We start from the raw sequence: 15,593 nt of genomic DNA on the forward strand, positions 1-15,593 counted from the left end.
CGTTCCTGTACGCTCGCTGGCATGCGCTTTGGACGAATTGCAACCCCCGAAGGAATGACGTTCGCGGTCATCGATGACGAAGGAACCACCGCGAAGGCGATTGCCGGAACCCCGTTCACCGAACCCGAGTACACGGGCAAGGAGTGGCCGCTTGCCGACGTCCGCCTGCTGGCCCCGATGCTGCCGTCCAAGGTGGTGGCGATCGGCCGCAACTACGCCGACCACGTCGCCGAGGTGTTCAAGCAGTCCGCCGAGCACCTCCCGCCGACCCTCTTCCTCAAGCCGCCGACCGCCGTGATCGGCCCCGAGGCCGCCATCAAGATCCCCGAGTTCGCCACAAAGGTCGAGTTCGAGGGCGAGATGGCACTGGTAATCGGCTCCCCGTGCAAGAACGTTAAGGCCGAAGACTGGAAGTCCGTTGTCCGCGGCGTCACCATCGTCAACGACGTGTCCTCGCGCGACCTCCAGTTCGCCGACGGCCAGTGGGCCCGCGCCAAGGGCATTGACACCTTCTGCCCGCTGGGCCCGTGGATTGAGACGGACCTAGAGAAGTTCGACTTCACCAACACCCCGATCAAGGCGCACCTCACCCACGACGGCGTGACCGAGACGAAGCAAGACTCGAACTCGAACCAGATGATCATGAACCTCGGTGAGATTATCGAGTTCATCACCGCCTCATTCACCCTGCTGCCGGGCGACGTCATCTGCACAGGCTCACCGGCCGGCACCGCCGAGATGGTCCCGGGTGACCGCATCGAGGTCGAGATCCCGGGTATCGGCTCCCTGTCCAGCCCGGTGGAGAGAGCGTAGCGGCTTCGGCTCTAGCTCAGTCCCAGCGCGCGCATGATCGTGCGCAACTTGGCTGTCGTCTCATCCAGCTCCGCCTGCGGGTCGGAGTCCGCCACCAGCCCGCCGCCGGCCCAGGCGCGGGCCGTGGTGCCGTCGCCGCTGACCTCGGCGCAGCGAATCGCTACCATGTATTCCCCGTCGCCGCTGGCCTCTGTGTAGCCGACAGTGCCGGCGTAGAAGCTGCGGTCCGTCTCAGCAGTGCAAATGAGCGCCTTCGCTGCCTCCGTCGGGGTCCCGCATACGGCCGGGGTGGGGTAGAGCCGGTCAGCCAGATCTAAGGCGCTCGGCGCCGGGTTCTTCAACACGCCCTCAATTGGTGTCGCCAGGTGCCACATCTCGTTCGTCTTGTCCAGGATCGGACGATCCGGCACCTCGAGGTGGGTGCACAAGGGCGCGAGCACTCCGCGAATGTGGTCGACAACAAAGGCGTGCTCCGCCAGGTCCTTGGCCGAATCGTAGAGTGCTTCGCCTGTGGCGCGGTCAGCTGAGGCGTCGTCAAGCACTCGCGGAGCCGAGCCGGCCAGGGGGTACGAGCTGACCTTGTTCCCGCGGCGGCGCACGAGCACTTCGGGGGAAGAGCCGACGAGCATGTGGCCCGTAAACCCTGCCGGGGTGAGGTCGGCGATGAAACCGTCGCGCGTATAAGAAAGATCGATCAACCGTGCGGCGACTAGACGCGGATCCACCGGCGGGTCGAAGGCGATGTCCACCGCGCGGGCCAGCACCACCTTGTCCAGCGCGGAGTTTTGGATGGTGGCCACCGCCGCCTCGATGCGTCGCAGGTGCTCGGACGGGGAGGGATCGAAACCGCAGATACGCGCGCGAAGTGTTGAACCCGCGCCGACCCGGTAGAACGGGTGCGGCTCCAGCGTGCCCGGCTCGCGCACAACCGTCTCCGGTACGGTCAGTGCGGCCTCGGCGTCCTGGTCAAAGGGGAGCGCCCCGACGACCATGTCCACCTTGCCGTCGCTCAGGGCACGAATCGCTTCGTCGACGTCGGTGAACGCCGCCCGGCGGCCCTGGGTGCGCACGGAGCCGTGGCTGCGCGAGAGCAGGAAGTCGGGGGCGGTCGCTGGGCGAGCGGAATGCATGGTAGGCAAGTGTACTTATCGGCGCGCGGGTAGCCGCGAGCGGGCGCGGGCCCGCGCGCTACGATTGGGCGCATGACTAATACCACCCCAACGACTAGCCGAAACCCCGAGATGCGCGTCCGTTTCTGCCCCTCGCCGACCGGAACCCCGCACGTGGGCATGGTCCGCACGGCCCTGTTCAACTGGGCCCAGGCCCGCCACTCCGGTGGCACCCTCGTCTTCCGTATCGAGGATACCGACGCCGCCCGCGACTCCGAGGAGTCCTACCAGGCGATCATCGACTCGCTCACGTGGCTCGGCCTCGACTGGGACGAGGGTGTGGTCAAGGGTGGCCCCCACGAGCCGTACCGCCAGTCGCAGCGGATGGACATTTACAAGGACGTGTTGAACAAGCTTATCGACGCTGGCGAGGTCTACCCCGCGTATTCCACCACAGAAGAGGTCGCCGAGCGCCACAAGGCAGCCGGCCGCGACCCACAGCTGGGCTACGACAACTTTGACCGGGACCTGACCGAGGAGCAGATCGCGGCTTACAAGGAGCAGGGGCGCGAACCCGTGTGGCGCCTGCGTATGCCCGAGCAGGACTGGACCTGGACCGACCTGGTGCGTGGCGAGGTGACCTTCAAGGCCCACACCCAGCCGGACTATGTGGTCGCACGCTCCAACGGCGCGCCCCTGTACACGCTGGTCAACCCGCTTGACGACGCCCTGATGGGCATCACCCATGTCCTGCGCGGCGAGGACCTCCTGTCGTCGACACCGCGCCAGCTCGCACTCTACGAAGCCCTCAAGCGCCTCGGCATCGCTAAGGCCACCCCCGAGTTCGGCCACCTGCCCTTCGTCATGGGCCAGGGCAACAAGAAGCTGTCCAAGCGCGACCCTGAGTCGAACCTGTTCAACCACCGCGACAACGGCATCATCCCCGAGGGCATGCTCAACTACCTCGCGCTGCTGGGCTGGTCGTTGTCGGCGGACCAGGACATTTTCACCGTCGACGAGATGGTCGCTGCGTTTAGCGTCGACGACGTGCTGGGCAACCCGGCCCGTTTCGACCAGAAGAAACTCGAGGCCATCAACGCCGACCACATCCGCCTGCTAGAGCCCGCCGACTTCGCCTCTCGCCTGCGCGCCTACCTCACCGAGTACACCGACTTCCCGGCCGACTACCCATCGGACAAGTTCACGGTCGCCGCCGACCTGGTGCAGACGCGAATCAAGGTGCTTGGCGACGCTTACGGCCTCCTGAAGTTCCTCGTCACGGCCGACGCCGACGTGGTGTTAGACGAGAAAGCCGCGAAGAAGAACCTGAAGGAGGATGCGACCCAGCCGCTGGATGCGGGAATTGCCGCGCTGGAAGGCCTGGGCGAGTGGACCACCGCCACCGTCGAAGCTGCCCTGAACAAGGCGTTGATTGAGGACCTCGAGCTCAAGCCCCGCAAGGCTTTCGGTGCGCTGCGCGTGGGTATCTCCGGCGAGGCCGTGTCCCCGCCGCTGTTCGAGTCCATGGAGCTGCTGGGCAAGGAGTCGACGCTGGCGCGCCTGCGCGCCGCCCGCGCCGTAACACCGTACGAGGCTACGGAGTAGTTACAACGCTGTTATTTACGCCCTTAAGCTGGCGATTTGTCCGCTCTGGGGCGTTCTCGCTATAGTAATCAACGTTGTTCAGAGCGGGAGTTTTTCACAAACAAATGCTCTGGAAAACGATTGGCCTATGGTGTAATTGGCAACACAGCGGTTTCTGGTACCGCCATTCTTGGTTCGAGTCCAGGTAGGCCAGCAGCGGAGTTTCATCCGCGAGTCCTTGCCCCGTTCGTCTAGCGGCCTAGGACGTCGCCCTCTCACGGCGGTAACACGGGTTCAAATCCCGTACGGGGTACACAGTAAAGCAGTCGGTCTTCGCCGGCTGCTTTTTGTATTTCGAACGACCGCAATATGGGGAACGGGGAGTTCGGCCCCGGACGCGTTGCGGTTCAAGGCGCAGTCTTTGATGGACGGGGACGAGCAAATCCGGAATTGCGGGTGAGCACACTAGACTTATTACGGTGTTGCGCACCATGCTGAAATCTAAAATCCACCGGGCCACCGTTACACAGGCCGACCTGCATTACGTCGGCTCCTGCACCATCGACGCCGACCTCATGGAGGCCGCCGACATCCTCGAGGGCGAGCAGATCGACGTCGTGGACATCAACAACGGCAACCGCCTGACCACATACGCCATCACCGGTGACCGTGGCACGGGTGTGATCGGCATCAACGGTGCCGCCGCGCGCCTGATCAGCCCGGGCGACCTGGTCATCGTCATCGGTTATGCCCAGTACGCCCCCGAGGAGCTGGCGGAATACAGCCCGCGCGTCATCTTCGTAGACGAGGACAACCGCCAGGTGGAGAGGGGCGACGACCCGGCCCACGCGCCAGCAAACTCGGGCTTGATCAACCCTCGCCACCCGGAGTAACGGCGTACGACTTCAAGAACAAGCAGAAGGTACTCCACCGCCTCCTGGGGACTAAACTTTCACTCATCGTCGAAGGAGACCCCGATGGTGACGACGGTGCTGCGGCGCCCGGTCCGGCGGGCTCGAGTGAGAGATGTTTCACCCGGCGAAATGTGACCTGGGGAAACTGAGAAATGTCGGGGCACAGACAGCACATTTCTCACAGAATCCGCCCACCCTGCAGAGTCGAGCGGGCTGTGAGAACCTATCCTGTGATGAATCCTCCACAAACCCGAGGTAACGCCCTCGAGGTGTTCCTCGTTTTCCTGCGCCTCGGCCTGACCTCTTTCGGCGGCCCGACGGCCCACCTGGGGTATTTCCGCGACGAGTTCGTGGGGCGGCGCAGGTGGATGAGCGAGAAGACCTACGCGGACCTAGTAGCACTCTGCCAGTTCCTGCCCGGCCCGGCGTCGAGCCAGGTGGGGATGGCCGTTGGTCTGCAGCGCGCCGGTTACCTGGGCATGTTCGCGGCCTGGTTCGCGTTCACCATACCTTCGGTCATCGCCCTGGTTCTCTTTGCGCTGGGTGTCGCGGCCATGGGTGACATTTCGGACGCCGGGTGGCTGCGCGGGCTCAAGGCCGCCGCGGTGGCGGTGGTGGCCCACGCCGTGCTGGGAATGACGAAGTCACTGATCACCGACAAGATTCGCGCCGGGATAGCTCTGGCAGCGTTCATCCTGGTCCTCCTGGTGCCGAGCCCCTTCGTCCAGGTCGGCGCTATCGCCATCGGTATGGGTGCCGGCTTCACCCTGCTCAAGGATCAACCCGGGGTCGACGAGACCCTTGCGTTCACCTCGCGCGTGCCCAGGAAAACCGCGGTGGTGTTCCTGGCGTTGTTCGCCGTCCTGTTCGCGGCCCTTCCCGCGCTTACGGTCGCTGGAAACAGCACCGCGGCCTACATCTTCGATACCTTCTACCGGGCCGGCGCCCTCGTTTTCGGCGGCGGTCATGTGGTACTCCCGCTGCTCGAAGGCGCGACTGTGCCCACTGGTTTGGTCGACCATGACACCTTCCTCGCCGGGTACGGTGCGGCACAGGCGGTGCCGGGCCCGCTGTTCACCTTCGCGTCCTTTCTGGGAGCCTCGGTGCAGGGGGTGCACTGGCTCGCCGGTGCGACCGTCGCCACCATCGCAATCTTCCTGCCCGCTTCGCTGCTCGTGTTGGGAACGCTGCCGTTCTGGGACGATCTGCGCCGCCGCCCTACAGCTTCGCGCGCCATCGCGGGTGCGAACGCGGCCGTGGTGGGGATCCTCGCCGCCGCCCTGTACGACCCAGTGTTCATCGCGGGTGTCACGGACGTGGCCACGATGGCCGTCGCTGCCGCATCATTTACCGCGCTGCAGTCCTGGAAACTCCCCGCGTGGGCCGTTGTGATCGGTGCGGCTCTCGTGGGCTGGGTCGTGCTTTAACCCTCCCAAACCGTTGTCTTCGATGCAGGGCCACGATTGGGCCCGCCCTGGGAAAACCTGGTAATGTTTTGCAGGTGAAAATTTTCTCCCGCCCAGCCGTGGCCCTCTGCGCGGCAGCAGCCCTCACTGCCTCTACCGTGGCCGCCCCGCACGCAGAAGCCCAGTCCTCCGGGTCGTCGTTGTTCACCGGCCAGCCCGCCGACACGAACTCGAGCCTCATCGACGCCTCCTCGGTCGCCGCGGCGTTCTCCAGCTTCCGCTCGGACATCCACCCGGTTGCGCTACCCGCGCTGATCATCTCGGCCCTCATGGGCGGGTTGCTGGGTTACCTTTCCTTCGAGCGTTTCACCTTCCAAGGCAGTTCGAGGCTCGGCTCGAGCAACGTCGACCTGGCCAGCACCTTCCCCGATCCGGATGCGCCGCCGGCGGAGTTCGTCGACCTTGTCCATGTGCGTGACAACCTCTACGAGCTGACGGTGTACTCGCCGTCCATGCAGCGCAACATCACCAACGACCTCGTGCTTCCCGCGGGTGGCGTGGACAACACCACCCCGCGCCCGACCTTCTACCTTCTCGGCGGCGCCGGAGGAGGTGGCTGGACGGGCACGGGCGGCGCGCCCGACTTCTTCCGCGACAAGCTGATCAACGTGGTCACCCCGCGCGGTGCCATCGGCTCCCAGCAGGCGGACTGGGCCGAGGAGGATCCCAAGCTCGGTCTGTACAAGTGGACGACATACCTCACCAAAGAGCTTCCGCCGCTTATCGACGCCCATTTCCACGGCACCGGCAACGACGCCATCGCCGGAATGTCCATGTCGGGCGGGCCTGCCATGCACATCGCCACCATGGACGACCGTTTCAAGGTGGCGGGTTCTTACTCCAGCTGTCCGACGACGACGGGTGTTCTCGGCCAGGCGTTCGCCTCTTCGACCACACGCTTCTACGGTGCGGATCCGGACAATATGTGGGGCAGCTCCGCGGACCCGGCGTGGGCGGCGCATTCCCCGGTGCTCAACCTCGATCAGATGCGCGACCTGAAGCTCTTCGCCGCGGCCTCCCGCGGTGTACCCGCGGAGACGGACCAGGAGGTGAAGGATTCCCCGGCGCCCCTGCTGGTCATCGACGAGCAGTTCAACTACACTTGCACCAGGTACTTCGTGGATGAAGCCCGCGAGGCGGGAGTAGACATCGACTTCTACGAGTTTGATGAAGGCACCCATAACTGGGGCTTGTTCCGGCGCCAGCTTCCTGAGACCTGGAACACTATCGGCCCCGCGCTCGGCGTCGAGTAACGTTCCTGCGCCGGGCCCAGTGAGAAATGTCCGCCCGCACCCTTAACACTTCTCAGTATGCCCAGGTCAGTTTCCGCCGCGGTCAACATTTCTCATAGAGCACCGGTCGGCACCTCCCCCTTACCTGTCTGGTGCAAAACCGCGCCGTGCAGGGCAGATGAGGGGCGGCGGGGTCATACCACCGCAAAATACGGGCAAGGCCTTCCGCAGCCCGTTGTCCGCCGGTAGCATCAGTTTTAGCAGGTCAGAGGGAGTAATTCCCCTTCATCTGCATTGAGAGCCGTTTCCCCGCGGCGAGCGCGTTTCGCCCCCGGAGCTGATTGTTCTCCACAACATTGCGGACGCGGATACGGGCACGTAGCAGCCCGGTCCGGCGATACTTTCGCACTAGAACACCCCGGATGCGGCGATCCAGCTCGTCGCGGGGATTCGTCATTCACCAGCCGATTTGTCCTTGGCGGCCGCTGTGCTCCATGTTTAACAAGTCGCAAACAGCAAGCGAACGCGCCCCGTTCGTCTAGCGGCCTAGGACGTCGCCCTCTCACGGCGGTAACACGGGTTCAAATCCCGTACGGGGTACCATCGTGTGCTTACACATACGAGTACGAAAGTTATTAGAGAAAGCCAGGTCTTCGGACCTGGCTTTTTCTGTTTCTTGAGATATTTCCCCCCCTATAGCCAGGTTCTCGTCCGGTTCTTGTACTAGTACTGGCTCGGGTTGGTGCTCTAAGCCAATTGCCTGGTTCTCGGCGACGTTGGTGGTGCGGAAGACTAGCGTCCAAGGGGCGAGGTGGGCGTGGACGTGGTGGTCTTTGTCCTCAAGGGAGCAGACCAGCACCTTCTCGAAGAAGACCTGGTTCAGAAGACGCTTCTGAGCCGGGGAGGCTTTGGCGTAGGCGGAGTAGCAGTTCGAGGCGAGACGAAGTGCAGTGTCGAGGAGAGCGTCTTGCTCCACGTCGTCACCCTCGAAGGACTTAAGGCGGCGCTCTACCTGAGGGAGACAGCTATGGGAGTAAAAGCTAACCAGATCACGGTCAAGCGGATGAAGACTAAGTGGGGTTCATGCAACCCTGGCAGCCGGAATACCTGGTTTAACCCGGAGCTGGCGAAGAAGAATCCTCGGAGTCTGGAGTACCTAGTAGTTCATGAGCTGGCGCACTTGCTCGAGCGAAGCCATAACGAGAAGTTCGTAGCCATCATGGATCGTTATCTACCGGACTGGACTGCTCGGCGGGATGAACTGAATAAGGCTCCGCTTGCAGCGGAGGATTGGGGTGATTTAGAGAATGTATGAGCTGGAAGAATCTAAAACTGTAGAAACAAGATTCCCGAGGTTGAGCGCAAGCCAGAAGAAGAGAGCAGCGGGACCAGCGATTGATGGGTATCTCTATCAATTTGAACATTCGCTACTGCGAATAAAGGTAACGTCGCCGAAGTCTTCTCCGTCTTCCTCCGCCTCGGGCTGACCTCCTTCGGAGGGCCGACGGCGCACCTCGGCTACTTCCGCGACGAGTTCGTGTCCAGGCGCAAGTGGATGAGCGAGAAGACCTACGCCGACTTGGTCGCCCTGTGCCAATTCCTGCCCGGGCCCGCCTCAAGCCAGGTAGGCATGGCGGTCGGGCTACAACGCGCCGGCTACCTCGGCATGTTCGCGGCGTGGTTCGCGTTCACCATGCCGTCGGTAATCGCGCTTGTACTCTTCGCCCTTGGGGTCGCGGTCATGGGGGACATCTCCGACGCCGGGTGGCTGGCGGGCCTGAAAGCCGCGGCGGTCGCCGTCGTTGCGCACGCGGTTCTCGGCATGACAAAGTCGCTGATCACCGACAAGATCCGCGCGGGTATCGCCCTGGCGGCATTCATCCTTGTGCTTTTAATCCCCAACCCGTTCGTCCAGGTCGGCGCGATCGTCGTTGGTATGGTCGCGGGGCTCGCAGCGCTCCGGGCGACTCCCGATGCAGACGATGACGTTGGGTTTAGCTCGCGGGTGCCGAAGAGCGTGGCGTTCGCGTCGCTCGCGGTTTTCGCAGCCCTGCTCGTGCTTCTGCCTGTGCTCGCGGCCGCGGCCAGCAGCACAACAGCCTTTATCGCTGACACCTTCTATCGCGCCGGTGCGCTCGTCTTCGGCGGCGGCCACGTTGTCCTACCGCTGCTGGAGAGCGCGACCGTGCCCACCGGGCTGGTTGACCACGACACCTTCCTCGCCGGGTACGGCGCCGCGCAGGCGGTGCCGGGTCCGCTGTTCACCTTCGCCTCCTTCCTCGGCGCATCCGCCCAAGGGGTGCACTGGGCGATCGGGGCCGTGGTGGCGACGATCGCGATTTTCCTTCCCGCCGCCCTCCTCGTCCTCGGGGCGTTGCCGCTGTGGGAGGGCTTGCGCAAGCACGCGGCCGCGGCGCGCGCAATCGCTGGTGCGAACGCGGCCGTGGTGGGCATCCTCGCCGCCGCGCTGTACGACCCTGTCTTCATCGCCGGTGTGACCTCCGCGGCCACGATGGCTGTGGCTGCGGCATCGTTTACCGCGCTGCAGGCGAGGAAACTGCCGGCGTGGGCGGTCGTGATCGCCGCCGCCGTCATCGGTTTGATCGCGCTGTAGCTCAATAGAGCAACCTGGCACTTTCCCGTAAGCGGTGTATTCTTGGACACGTACAATAAAAATTTTCATTATAGCAAAGGAAGTGTCATGACTGACATTAAGAACGTTTCCGTCATCGGTGCAGGCGTCCTGGGCGCCCAGATCGCATTCGTCGTCGCCCACGCCGGGTTTAAGGTCACCGCATGGGACATCAACGACGACGCGGTTGAGGCCGCCAAGGGACGTTTTAACTCCATTGGCAAGTCCATGATCGCCGACCTCGACACCGCTAGCGAGGAAAGCGTTGCCAAGGCTCACGAGAACCTCTCGCTGACCACGGACATGGAAGCAGCCGTCGCTGAGGCGGACATTATTATTGAGGCAGTTCCGGAGAAGCTCGACCTGAAGCGCTGCACCTGGGAGAAATTGGGCAAGGCAGCACCGTCGCACACCATCTTCTGCACCAACACCTCGTCGCTGCTCGGCAGCGAGATTGCGGACGCCTCCGGCGACCCGAAGCGCTTCATCAACACCCACTTCGCCAACCGCGTATGGGTCAAGAACATCGTTGAGATCATGCCGAACCCGGAAACGGACCTGAAGTACCGCGACATTGTCGAGGAGTTCGCCCACGAGGCTGACCTCGCACCCGTCGTGCTGAAGAAGGAGCAGCGCGCCTACCTCCTCAACACCATGATGGTTCCGTTCCTGCAGGCAGCGCAGTACCTCTACGTCAACGATGTCGCTGACGTCGACCAGATTGACAAGGACTGGCGCATCTCCATGAGCACCGAAATGGGCCCGTTCGAGATCATGGACATGATCGGCATGCGCTCCATCGTTAACGTTGCTGAGGGTTCCGGCGAGGACCAGCCGGAGTGGAAGAAGAAGTTCACCGAGATCGCCAAGCAGATGATCGAGGAAGGTCGCTCCGGCCAGGGCGACGGCGAGGGTTTCTACAAGTACGACGACAACGGCAACAAGATCGAGAAGTAACCCGCCCGCGGTAGGGGTGCCGGCATGCTGATTTGTCGGATAGCGGGGGCGTGTTCTATCTTTTAGGAGTCGCAAACGACAGAAAGAACGCGCCCCGTTCGTCTAGCGGCCTAGGACGTCGCCCTCTCACGGCGGTAACACGGGTTCAAATCCCGTACGGGGTACAATCGTGTGCTTACACATATGAGTACGCAAGTTATTAGAGAAAGCCAGGTCTTCGGACCTGGCTTTTTCTGTTTCTTCAGATATTTCCACCCCTATAGCCAGGTTCTCGTCCGGTTCTTGTTCTAGTACTGGCTCGGGTTGGTGCTCTAAGCCAATTGCCTGGTTCTCGGCGACGTTGGTGGTGCGGAAGACTAGCGTCCAAGGGGCGAGGTGGGCGTGGACGTGGTGGTCTTTGTCCTCAAGGGAGCAGACCAGCACCTTCTCGAAGAAGACCTGGTTCAAAAGACGCTTCTGGGCCGGGGAGGCTTTGGTGCATGCGGAGTAGCAGTTCGAGGCGAAACGAAGGGCAGTGTCGAGGAGAGAGTCTTGCTCCACGTCGTCACCCTCGAAGGATTTGAGGCGGCGCTCGACCTGAGCCAGGCTCTCCTCCAGTTGCTTCTGCTCTCTGGCCATCAGCTCCATGGGTAGGGCTTGGTCGTAGAAGGCTTCGAGGAGCTTCTCCTGCTTGCGGCGGATAGCTTGCGCCTGAGCCTTGAGCTGTTCGCGCTCTTCGTCTCTGGAAGTGTTATGGAGCTGGAGCTGTTCCTTGAGGCGAGGACGCATCAGACGACCTGATCATGAAGGATAAGGCTCGGCTGCTTAGCCACGATGAGCCAGTCCGTTTCATTTTCTCCCACTCGGCTCTTCGAGAGGGTTGGGATAACCCCAACGTCTTCCAGATTTGTACGCTCCGGGAAATGGGTGGTGAGACAGAACGTCGACAGACCATTGGCCGTGGACTACGGCTGCCGGTGAACCAGGAGGGTGAGCGTATCGCTAATCCTTCAGTTGCTCAGCTGACGGTGGTAGCTAATGAGTCGTATCAACAGTTCGCGAAAAGTCTTCAACAGGAGTACGTCAAGGCCGGCGTGGCGATTGGTTATGTCCGACGTGAGGAGTTCGCCAAGATCCCCCGCCCAGACTCTGAGGCTGGTGAGGTGCTGGGCTACGTTGAGTCTTCGTTGATCTGGGATCAGCTTCATACCAAGGGATTCCTCGACAAAGATGGCCGAGTCACCGAACGTTTCAGACCTGAAGACGAGCACTTCACCTTGGATTTGTCGGAAGGGATTACGTGGCTCGAGCCCTTCGTGACGAAGATTCTCCAGGACAGCAAGATCGAAAAGTTCGTGAAACAGCAGCGGAAGCGCCGCACTCGTAAGCTCAACAAGCAGATCTATGCGTCCCGGGAGTTTGAGGCATTTTGGGAGGCTATTAGTCAGCGCACGACCTACAAGGTCAGGGTCGATCGTGATGACCTCATCGCCAAGTCGATCAAGGCGATTAAACAGGCACCTGACATTGAGCCTTTGCGTGTACAGGTGACTCGAGCGAATCTCAAGGTGGTGCGCGGCGGAGCGCACGGCGAGGAACTAGGTACCAGGTCAGCTGATCTGCGGGGTGGCTATCAACTGCCCAACATAACTAATGAGCTGCAGGAAGCGACCTCACTCACCCGTCAGACCATCATTGATATCCTCGTCGGCAGTGGACGTCTGGATGAGTTTCTCTCCAACCCTCGCAGATCCGCCGGCGCACCGACGTCGTGGGGATCTTCCCGAACCGAGATGCCGTCGTGCGCCTGGTCGGGGCGGTGCTGGCTGAGCAGCACGATGAGAAGGATCCAGCAGAAGCGCTACATGTCGCTGACGGCCCTGGACCAGACGAAGACCATGATGAACGCCAACGTCATCGACGCCGGCGAAGCCACTCAGGAGGTCGCATGAGCCAGTCGCAACACCGGGCTCGTGCCGGTCCCTGAGATCGTCATGCTGCCTGTTTTATCGAAAGGGCAGATACACCACTCGCGTGGACTTGACCTCTTCCACTCGGATCACGGCAGTGTTTATACCTCTGATCAGTACCGGAGACTATGCGTGCGCTTCGGTGTCACCCAGTCGATGGGCGCGATCGGGACGAGTGCGGACAACTCGTTGGCGGAGTCGTTCAACGCCTCGTTGAAGCGGGAAGTCCTGTAGGATGAGTCTGTTTTCGCTAGTCAGTTGGCCTGCCGCCGGGATGTGTTTCGGTGGTGCACGCGGTACAACACCAAACGATTGCATTCCTGGTGCGGTTACCGCTCACCGAACGCCTTCGAAGCCGCCGGGTTAGCTACACTTACTATCGCATCGTGATTAAATCCCCGTGTCCACTTTCCGGGGTTCGGGCCCGTTCCTCTTGCGTTGTCTGGGTAGTTTGTCGCCCATTTCCATGACAGCACGAAAACCGCTGGTCAAAGTGGTATAATATCCCCATATGATTCTATTTGAAGTGGGCCAGGACTCGGCCAAGCAGGTTAAGCCCATGACTACTGTCAATGGAAAGAAGGTTCTGGAGCGAGATATCCAGAAGATCTTCGAGGGCAGCCTTCATGAGATCTTGGGTGTACACTTTCTTGCCAGCGAATATGCCACCAGCTTTGGTGGGCGGATGGATACCTTAGGGATCGATGATGAGGGAAACCCCTGCATCGTTGAGTACAAGAAGGGCCAAAATGAGAATGTCATTAACCAGGGCCTTTCTTATCTGCGCTGGCTGCTCGACCATAAGGACAGCTTCCATGTCCTGTGCCAGCAGAAGGGTGTGGAGAAGGAGGTGCAGTGGGATGCACCTCGGGTGATCTGTGTGGCGGAGAGCTACAACAAGTTTGATACCGACACCGCCGACCTCCTGCCGATCAAGATTGAACTTCTTAGATACCAGCTGTTCGAGAACGGGATGCTGACCCTCGATACCGAGAGCTACCAGAAGGTCAAGATCTCTGGGATGCCAAAGCTCGAGGCTGGGAACAAGGAGGCCATCGAGCCTCTGCAGCAGACCTTCACTCTCGAAGAGCACATCGCCAAGGGCGGGCCAAACAGCCGCAAAATCTTCGCTGACCTCCGGGAACGCATCCTCGGCCTCGATCAGGAGATGCAGGTTGAACCGAAGAAGCTATATGTAGCCTTCAAGATGACCCGCAACGTGGTGGATGTCGTGGTGCAGAAGCCAAAGCTCTGGCTATTTCTTAACGTCAAGACGGGGACACTTGATGACCCCGAGGGTCTTGCGCAAGATCTGGAGACCCCGGTGAAGATTGGTCACTGGGGGAATGGGGATTATCGGGTGGAGATCACTTCGCAGACTGATCTGGACTACGTGATGACGCTGGTCAAGCAGAGCTACGAGATGAATCGGTAGCAATTCATGGGGTGAACTAGAGAAATCGCACCACCCTTCTGCAGAGGGCGGGCATCGCCCTATCGACCATTTGTTTGATAATTGTTATTCTATGTCTAGTATTGGACGTAGACTCTGTCGGTGATGGCCGAGGAGCAAAGGGGAATCTAGATGAGTGCTAGTCAAATTGCTCGTGAACTGGAGCGAGCGCAGAAAGCCAAGACAGAAGCAGAAAAGAAGACGGGGGAGTATCGCACCCTGGAGTCGCAGAAGAGGATGGCAGCCGAAAAGGCCCTTGAGTCCGCGGGGAAGACGACGAGTGACTCCACTCGTCGGATGAGAATCTCAGAGCACGGCCGGCGCCTCAAGGAAGCGCAGGATGCAGGAAAGAAGGCTACACAGTGGCAAAAGAAGGCGTCAGATGCCGCCAAAAAGGTAAGTGATCTGACCACTAGATTGACGAAGGCTCAGTCGGACGAAGCGGCCAAAGCCGAGAAAAAGCGTGCAGCTGAACATGAAAAGGCGATGGCTGAGCTAAAGCGCGAGCAGGCTGCGCTAAAGGCGCGGGTCGTTGAGACCGGAAACTCGGTGGTTGCTCTGGAACAGAGACTGCCGGCCCCTATCGCCGAAAAGCTACGAATTCTTGTCCTTACTTCGGACCCGAAGGGGACGCTACCCGGCGAGAGAGGCCTACGGCTCGGAAGAGAGCAAAAGCGGATCAGCCAGGCGGTAAAGTCTGCGACCCATCGAGATTGGGTGGAGTTCGATTTTCGTACGGCAGCAACACCCGAAGACCTTCTCGACGGGTTGACCGAATTCTCACCTCACGTACTGCATTTCTCGGGCCATAGCAACGAGGAAATTATTCTATTTGAGGAGGACCAGGATGGCTCTAACCCTGGACGAGCCATCTCACCGACAACGCTTTCCAGAGCGCTCGCTGCGGTGGATAATCCACCTTCCCTGGTCGTGCTCAACTCCTGCAAGTCCGCCGGACAGCTGGACACTCTCACTAAATGGGGAATTCCGTTTGTCGTTGGGATGCTGGACTCAATTGGGGATACAGACGCTATCGTATTTTCAGCCCGTTTCTACGCCACGATAGCCAACGGACAGTCTTTGGCTTCTGCGGTGGCCACGGGACAGGTCGCTCTAGAAATGGCAGGTCTTCCGGGCAGTGAGCTACCTGTTCTCGCGCATGCTGGGGACGTAGACCCGTCAAATCTGTTTCTGGTGAAGTCCCCGGAAGGTGAAATAGGCAATCAGTCCTGAGATTTACTAGAGAGATTAAACAAATAATCTGGATCGAGCGGTCTGGAAAATCGCGAGGCACTCGCGCAGCAGCGTGAAGAAGACCACAGTGAGTTCAACGCGCTCTAATAGCAGAAGAGCTGGCAAACGTGCAGCTCAGCTTGATATAATGTCGGTATATGACTCCACTTAAAGCGCCTCAGAGTCACGACCGACAGATGAAGATTACTGCAGATTACACCGACAGCCTGTGGAGCGATTCGCACTACAGA

Annotated in this window: 12 protein-coding genes, 4 tRNA genes and 3 pseudogenes; 18 read left to right on the forward strand and 1 reads right to left on the reverse strand. The window is 60.9% G+C overall.

All coding sequences use genetic code 11. The features are described 5' to 3' along the window. Nucleotides 1–21 precede the first annotated feature (21 nt). Nucleotides 22–813 (forward strand): fumarylacetoacetate hydrolase family protein, encoded by a 792-nt coding sequence (locus G7Y29_RS04665; protein ID WP_165005014.1) that lies wholly within the window; start codon nt 22–24, stop codon nt 811–813. Between the two features lie 11 nt (nt 814–824). Here G7Y29_RS04665 and G7Y29_RS04670 read toward each other — a convergent pair whose 3' ends face one another. Continuing rightward, nucleotides 825–1,943: an isochorismate synthase gene (locus G7Y29_RS04670; protein ID WP_165005016.1), complete on the reverse strand. Its 1,119-nt coding sequence runs from the start codon at nt 1,941–1,943 to the stop codon at nt 825–827. A 72-nt stretch (nt 1,944–2,015) separates the two neighbouring features. Here G7Y29_RS04670 and gltX point away from each other — a divergent pair, with 72 nt between their 5' ends. The 17 genes and pseudogenes from gltX to G7Y29_RS04750 all read left to right on the forward strand — a co-directional run bounded on the left by gltX (nt 2,016) and on the right by G7Y29_RS04750 (nt 15,342). After that, on the forward strand, nt 2,016–3,527 hold the full coding sequence (gene gltX / locus G7Y29_RS04675; protein ID WP_165005017.1) for a glutamate--tRNA ligase: 1,512 nt from the start codon (nt 2,016–2,018) through the stop codon (nt 3,525–3,527). A 121-nt stretch (nt 3,528–3,648) separates the two neighbouring features. Next, nucleotides 3,649–3,720: transfer RNA gene (locus G7Y29_RS04680), tRNA-Gln, on the forward strand. Nucleotides 3,721–3,746: 26 nt separating this feature from the next. Further along, a tRNA-Glu gene (locus tag G7Y29_RS04685) sits at nt 3,747–3,819 on the forward strand. A gap of 166 nt (nt 3,820–3,985) precedes the next feature. Next, nucleotides 3,986–4,399 carry an aspartate 1-decarboxylase gene (gene panD / locus G7Y29_RS04690; protein ID WP_165005019.1) on the forward strand — a complete coding sequence of 138 codons (414 nt, stop codon included), beginning with the start codon at nt 3,986–3,988 and terminating at the stop codon, nt 4,397–4,399. A gap of 254 nt (nt 4,400–4,653) precedes the next feature. Beyond that, entirely contained in the window at nt 4,654–5,847 is a 1,194-nt protein-coding gene (gene chrA, locus G7Y29_RS04695; protein ID WP_165005021.1) for a chromate efflux transporter, read from the forward strand. Nucleotides 5,848–5,921: 74 nt separating this feature from the next. After that, the gene (locus tag G7Y29_RS04700; RefSeq protein WP_249399814.1) at nt 5,922–7,139 is read left to right on the forward strand and encodes an alpha/beta hydrolase; all 1,218 of its coding nucleotides are present in this window, start codon (nt 5,922–5,924) and stop codon (nt 7,137–7,139) included. Nucleotides 7,140–7,645: 506 nt separating this feature from the next. Next, nucleotides 7,646–7,721, forward strand: a tRNA-Glu gene (locus G7Y29_RS04705). Between the two features lie 214 nt (nt 7,722–7,935). Beyond that, complete coding sequence (locus tag G7Y29_RS10820) at nt 7,936–8,433, forward strand: M48 metallopeptidase family protein (RefSeq protein ID WP_249399815.1); 498 nt, start codon at nt 7,936–7,938, stop codon at nt 8,431–8,433. A 168-nt stretch (nt 8,434–8,601) separates the two neighbouring features. Then, nucleotides 8,602–9,732, forward strand: a complete 1,131-nt coding sequence (gene chrA / locus G7Y29_RS04715) for a chromate efflux transporter (RefSeq protein ID WP_165005045.1) — start codon at nt 8,602–8,604, stop codon at nt 9,730–9,732. A 42-nt stretch (nt 9,733–9,774) separates the two neighbouring features. Next, a complete protein-coding gene (locus tag G7Y29_RS04720) occupies nt 9,775–10,707 on the forward strand; it encodes a 3-hydroxyacyl-CoA dehydrogenase (protein WP_283248423.1) in 933 nt (310 codons plus the stop codon). Between the two features lie 91 nt (nt 10,708–10,798). Continuing rightward, a tRNA-Glu gene (locus G7Y29_RS04725) sits at nt 10,799–10,871 on the forward strand. A 217-nt stretch (nt 10,872–11,088) separates the two neighbouring features. After that, nucleotides 11,089–11,340 carry a hypothetical protein gene (locus tag G7Y29_RS04730; protein ID WP_165005025.1) on the forward strand — a complete coding sequence of 84 codons (252 nt, stop codon included), beginning with the start codon at nt 11,089–11,091 and terminating at the stop codon, nt 11,338–11,340. A gap of 125 nt (nt 11,341–11,465) precedes the next feature. Beyond that, a pseudogene (locus G7Y29_RS11020) lies at nt 11,466–12,431 on the forward strand (restriction endonuclease); the annotation flags it as partial. 2 nt (nt 12,432–12,433) lie between these two features. Next, a pseudogene (locus tag G7Y29_RS04735) lies at nt 12,434–12,638 on the forward strand (transposase); the annotation flags it as partial. 93 nt (nt 12,639–12,731) lie between these two features. Continuing rightward, a pseudogene (locus G7Y29_RS10825) lies at nt 12,732–13,046 on the forward strand (integrase core domain-containing protein); the annotation flags it as partial. Nucleotides 13,047–13,167: 121 nt separating this feature from the next. Further along, complete coding sequence (locus tag G7Y29_RS04745) at nt 13,168–14,091, forward strand: DUF5655 domain-containing protein (protein ID WP_165005029.1); 924 nt, start codon at nt 13,168–13,170, stop codon at nt 14,089–14,091. A gap of 150 nt (nt 14,092–14,241) precedes the next feature. After that, a complete protein-coding gene (locus G7Y29_RS04750) occupies nt 14,242–15,342 on the forward strand; it encodes a CHAT domain-containing protein (RefSeq protein ID WP_165005032.1) in 1,101 nt (366 codons plus the stop codon). The last annotated feature ends 251 nt before the right edge of the window (nt 15,343–15,593 follow it).

The organism is Corynebacterium qintianiae, from assembly GCF_011038645.2.
Taxonomy (GTDB): domain Bacteria; phylum Actinomycetota; class Actinomycetes; order Mycobacteriales; family Mycobacteriaceae; genus Corynebacterium; species Corynebacterium qintianiae.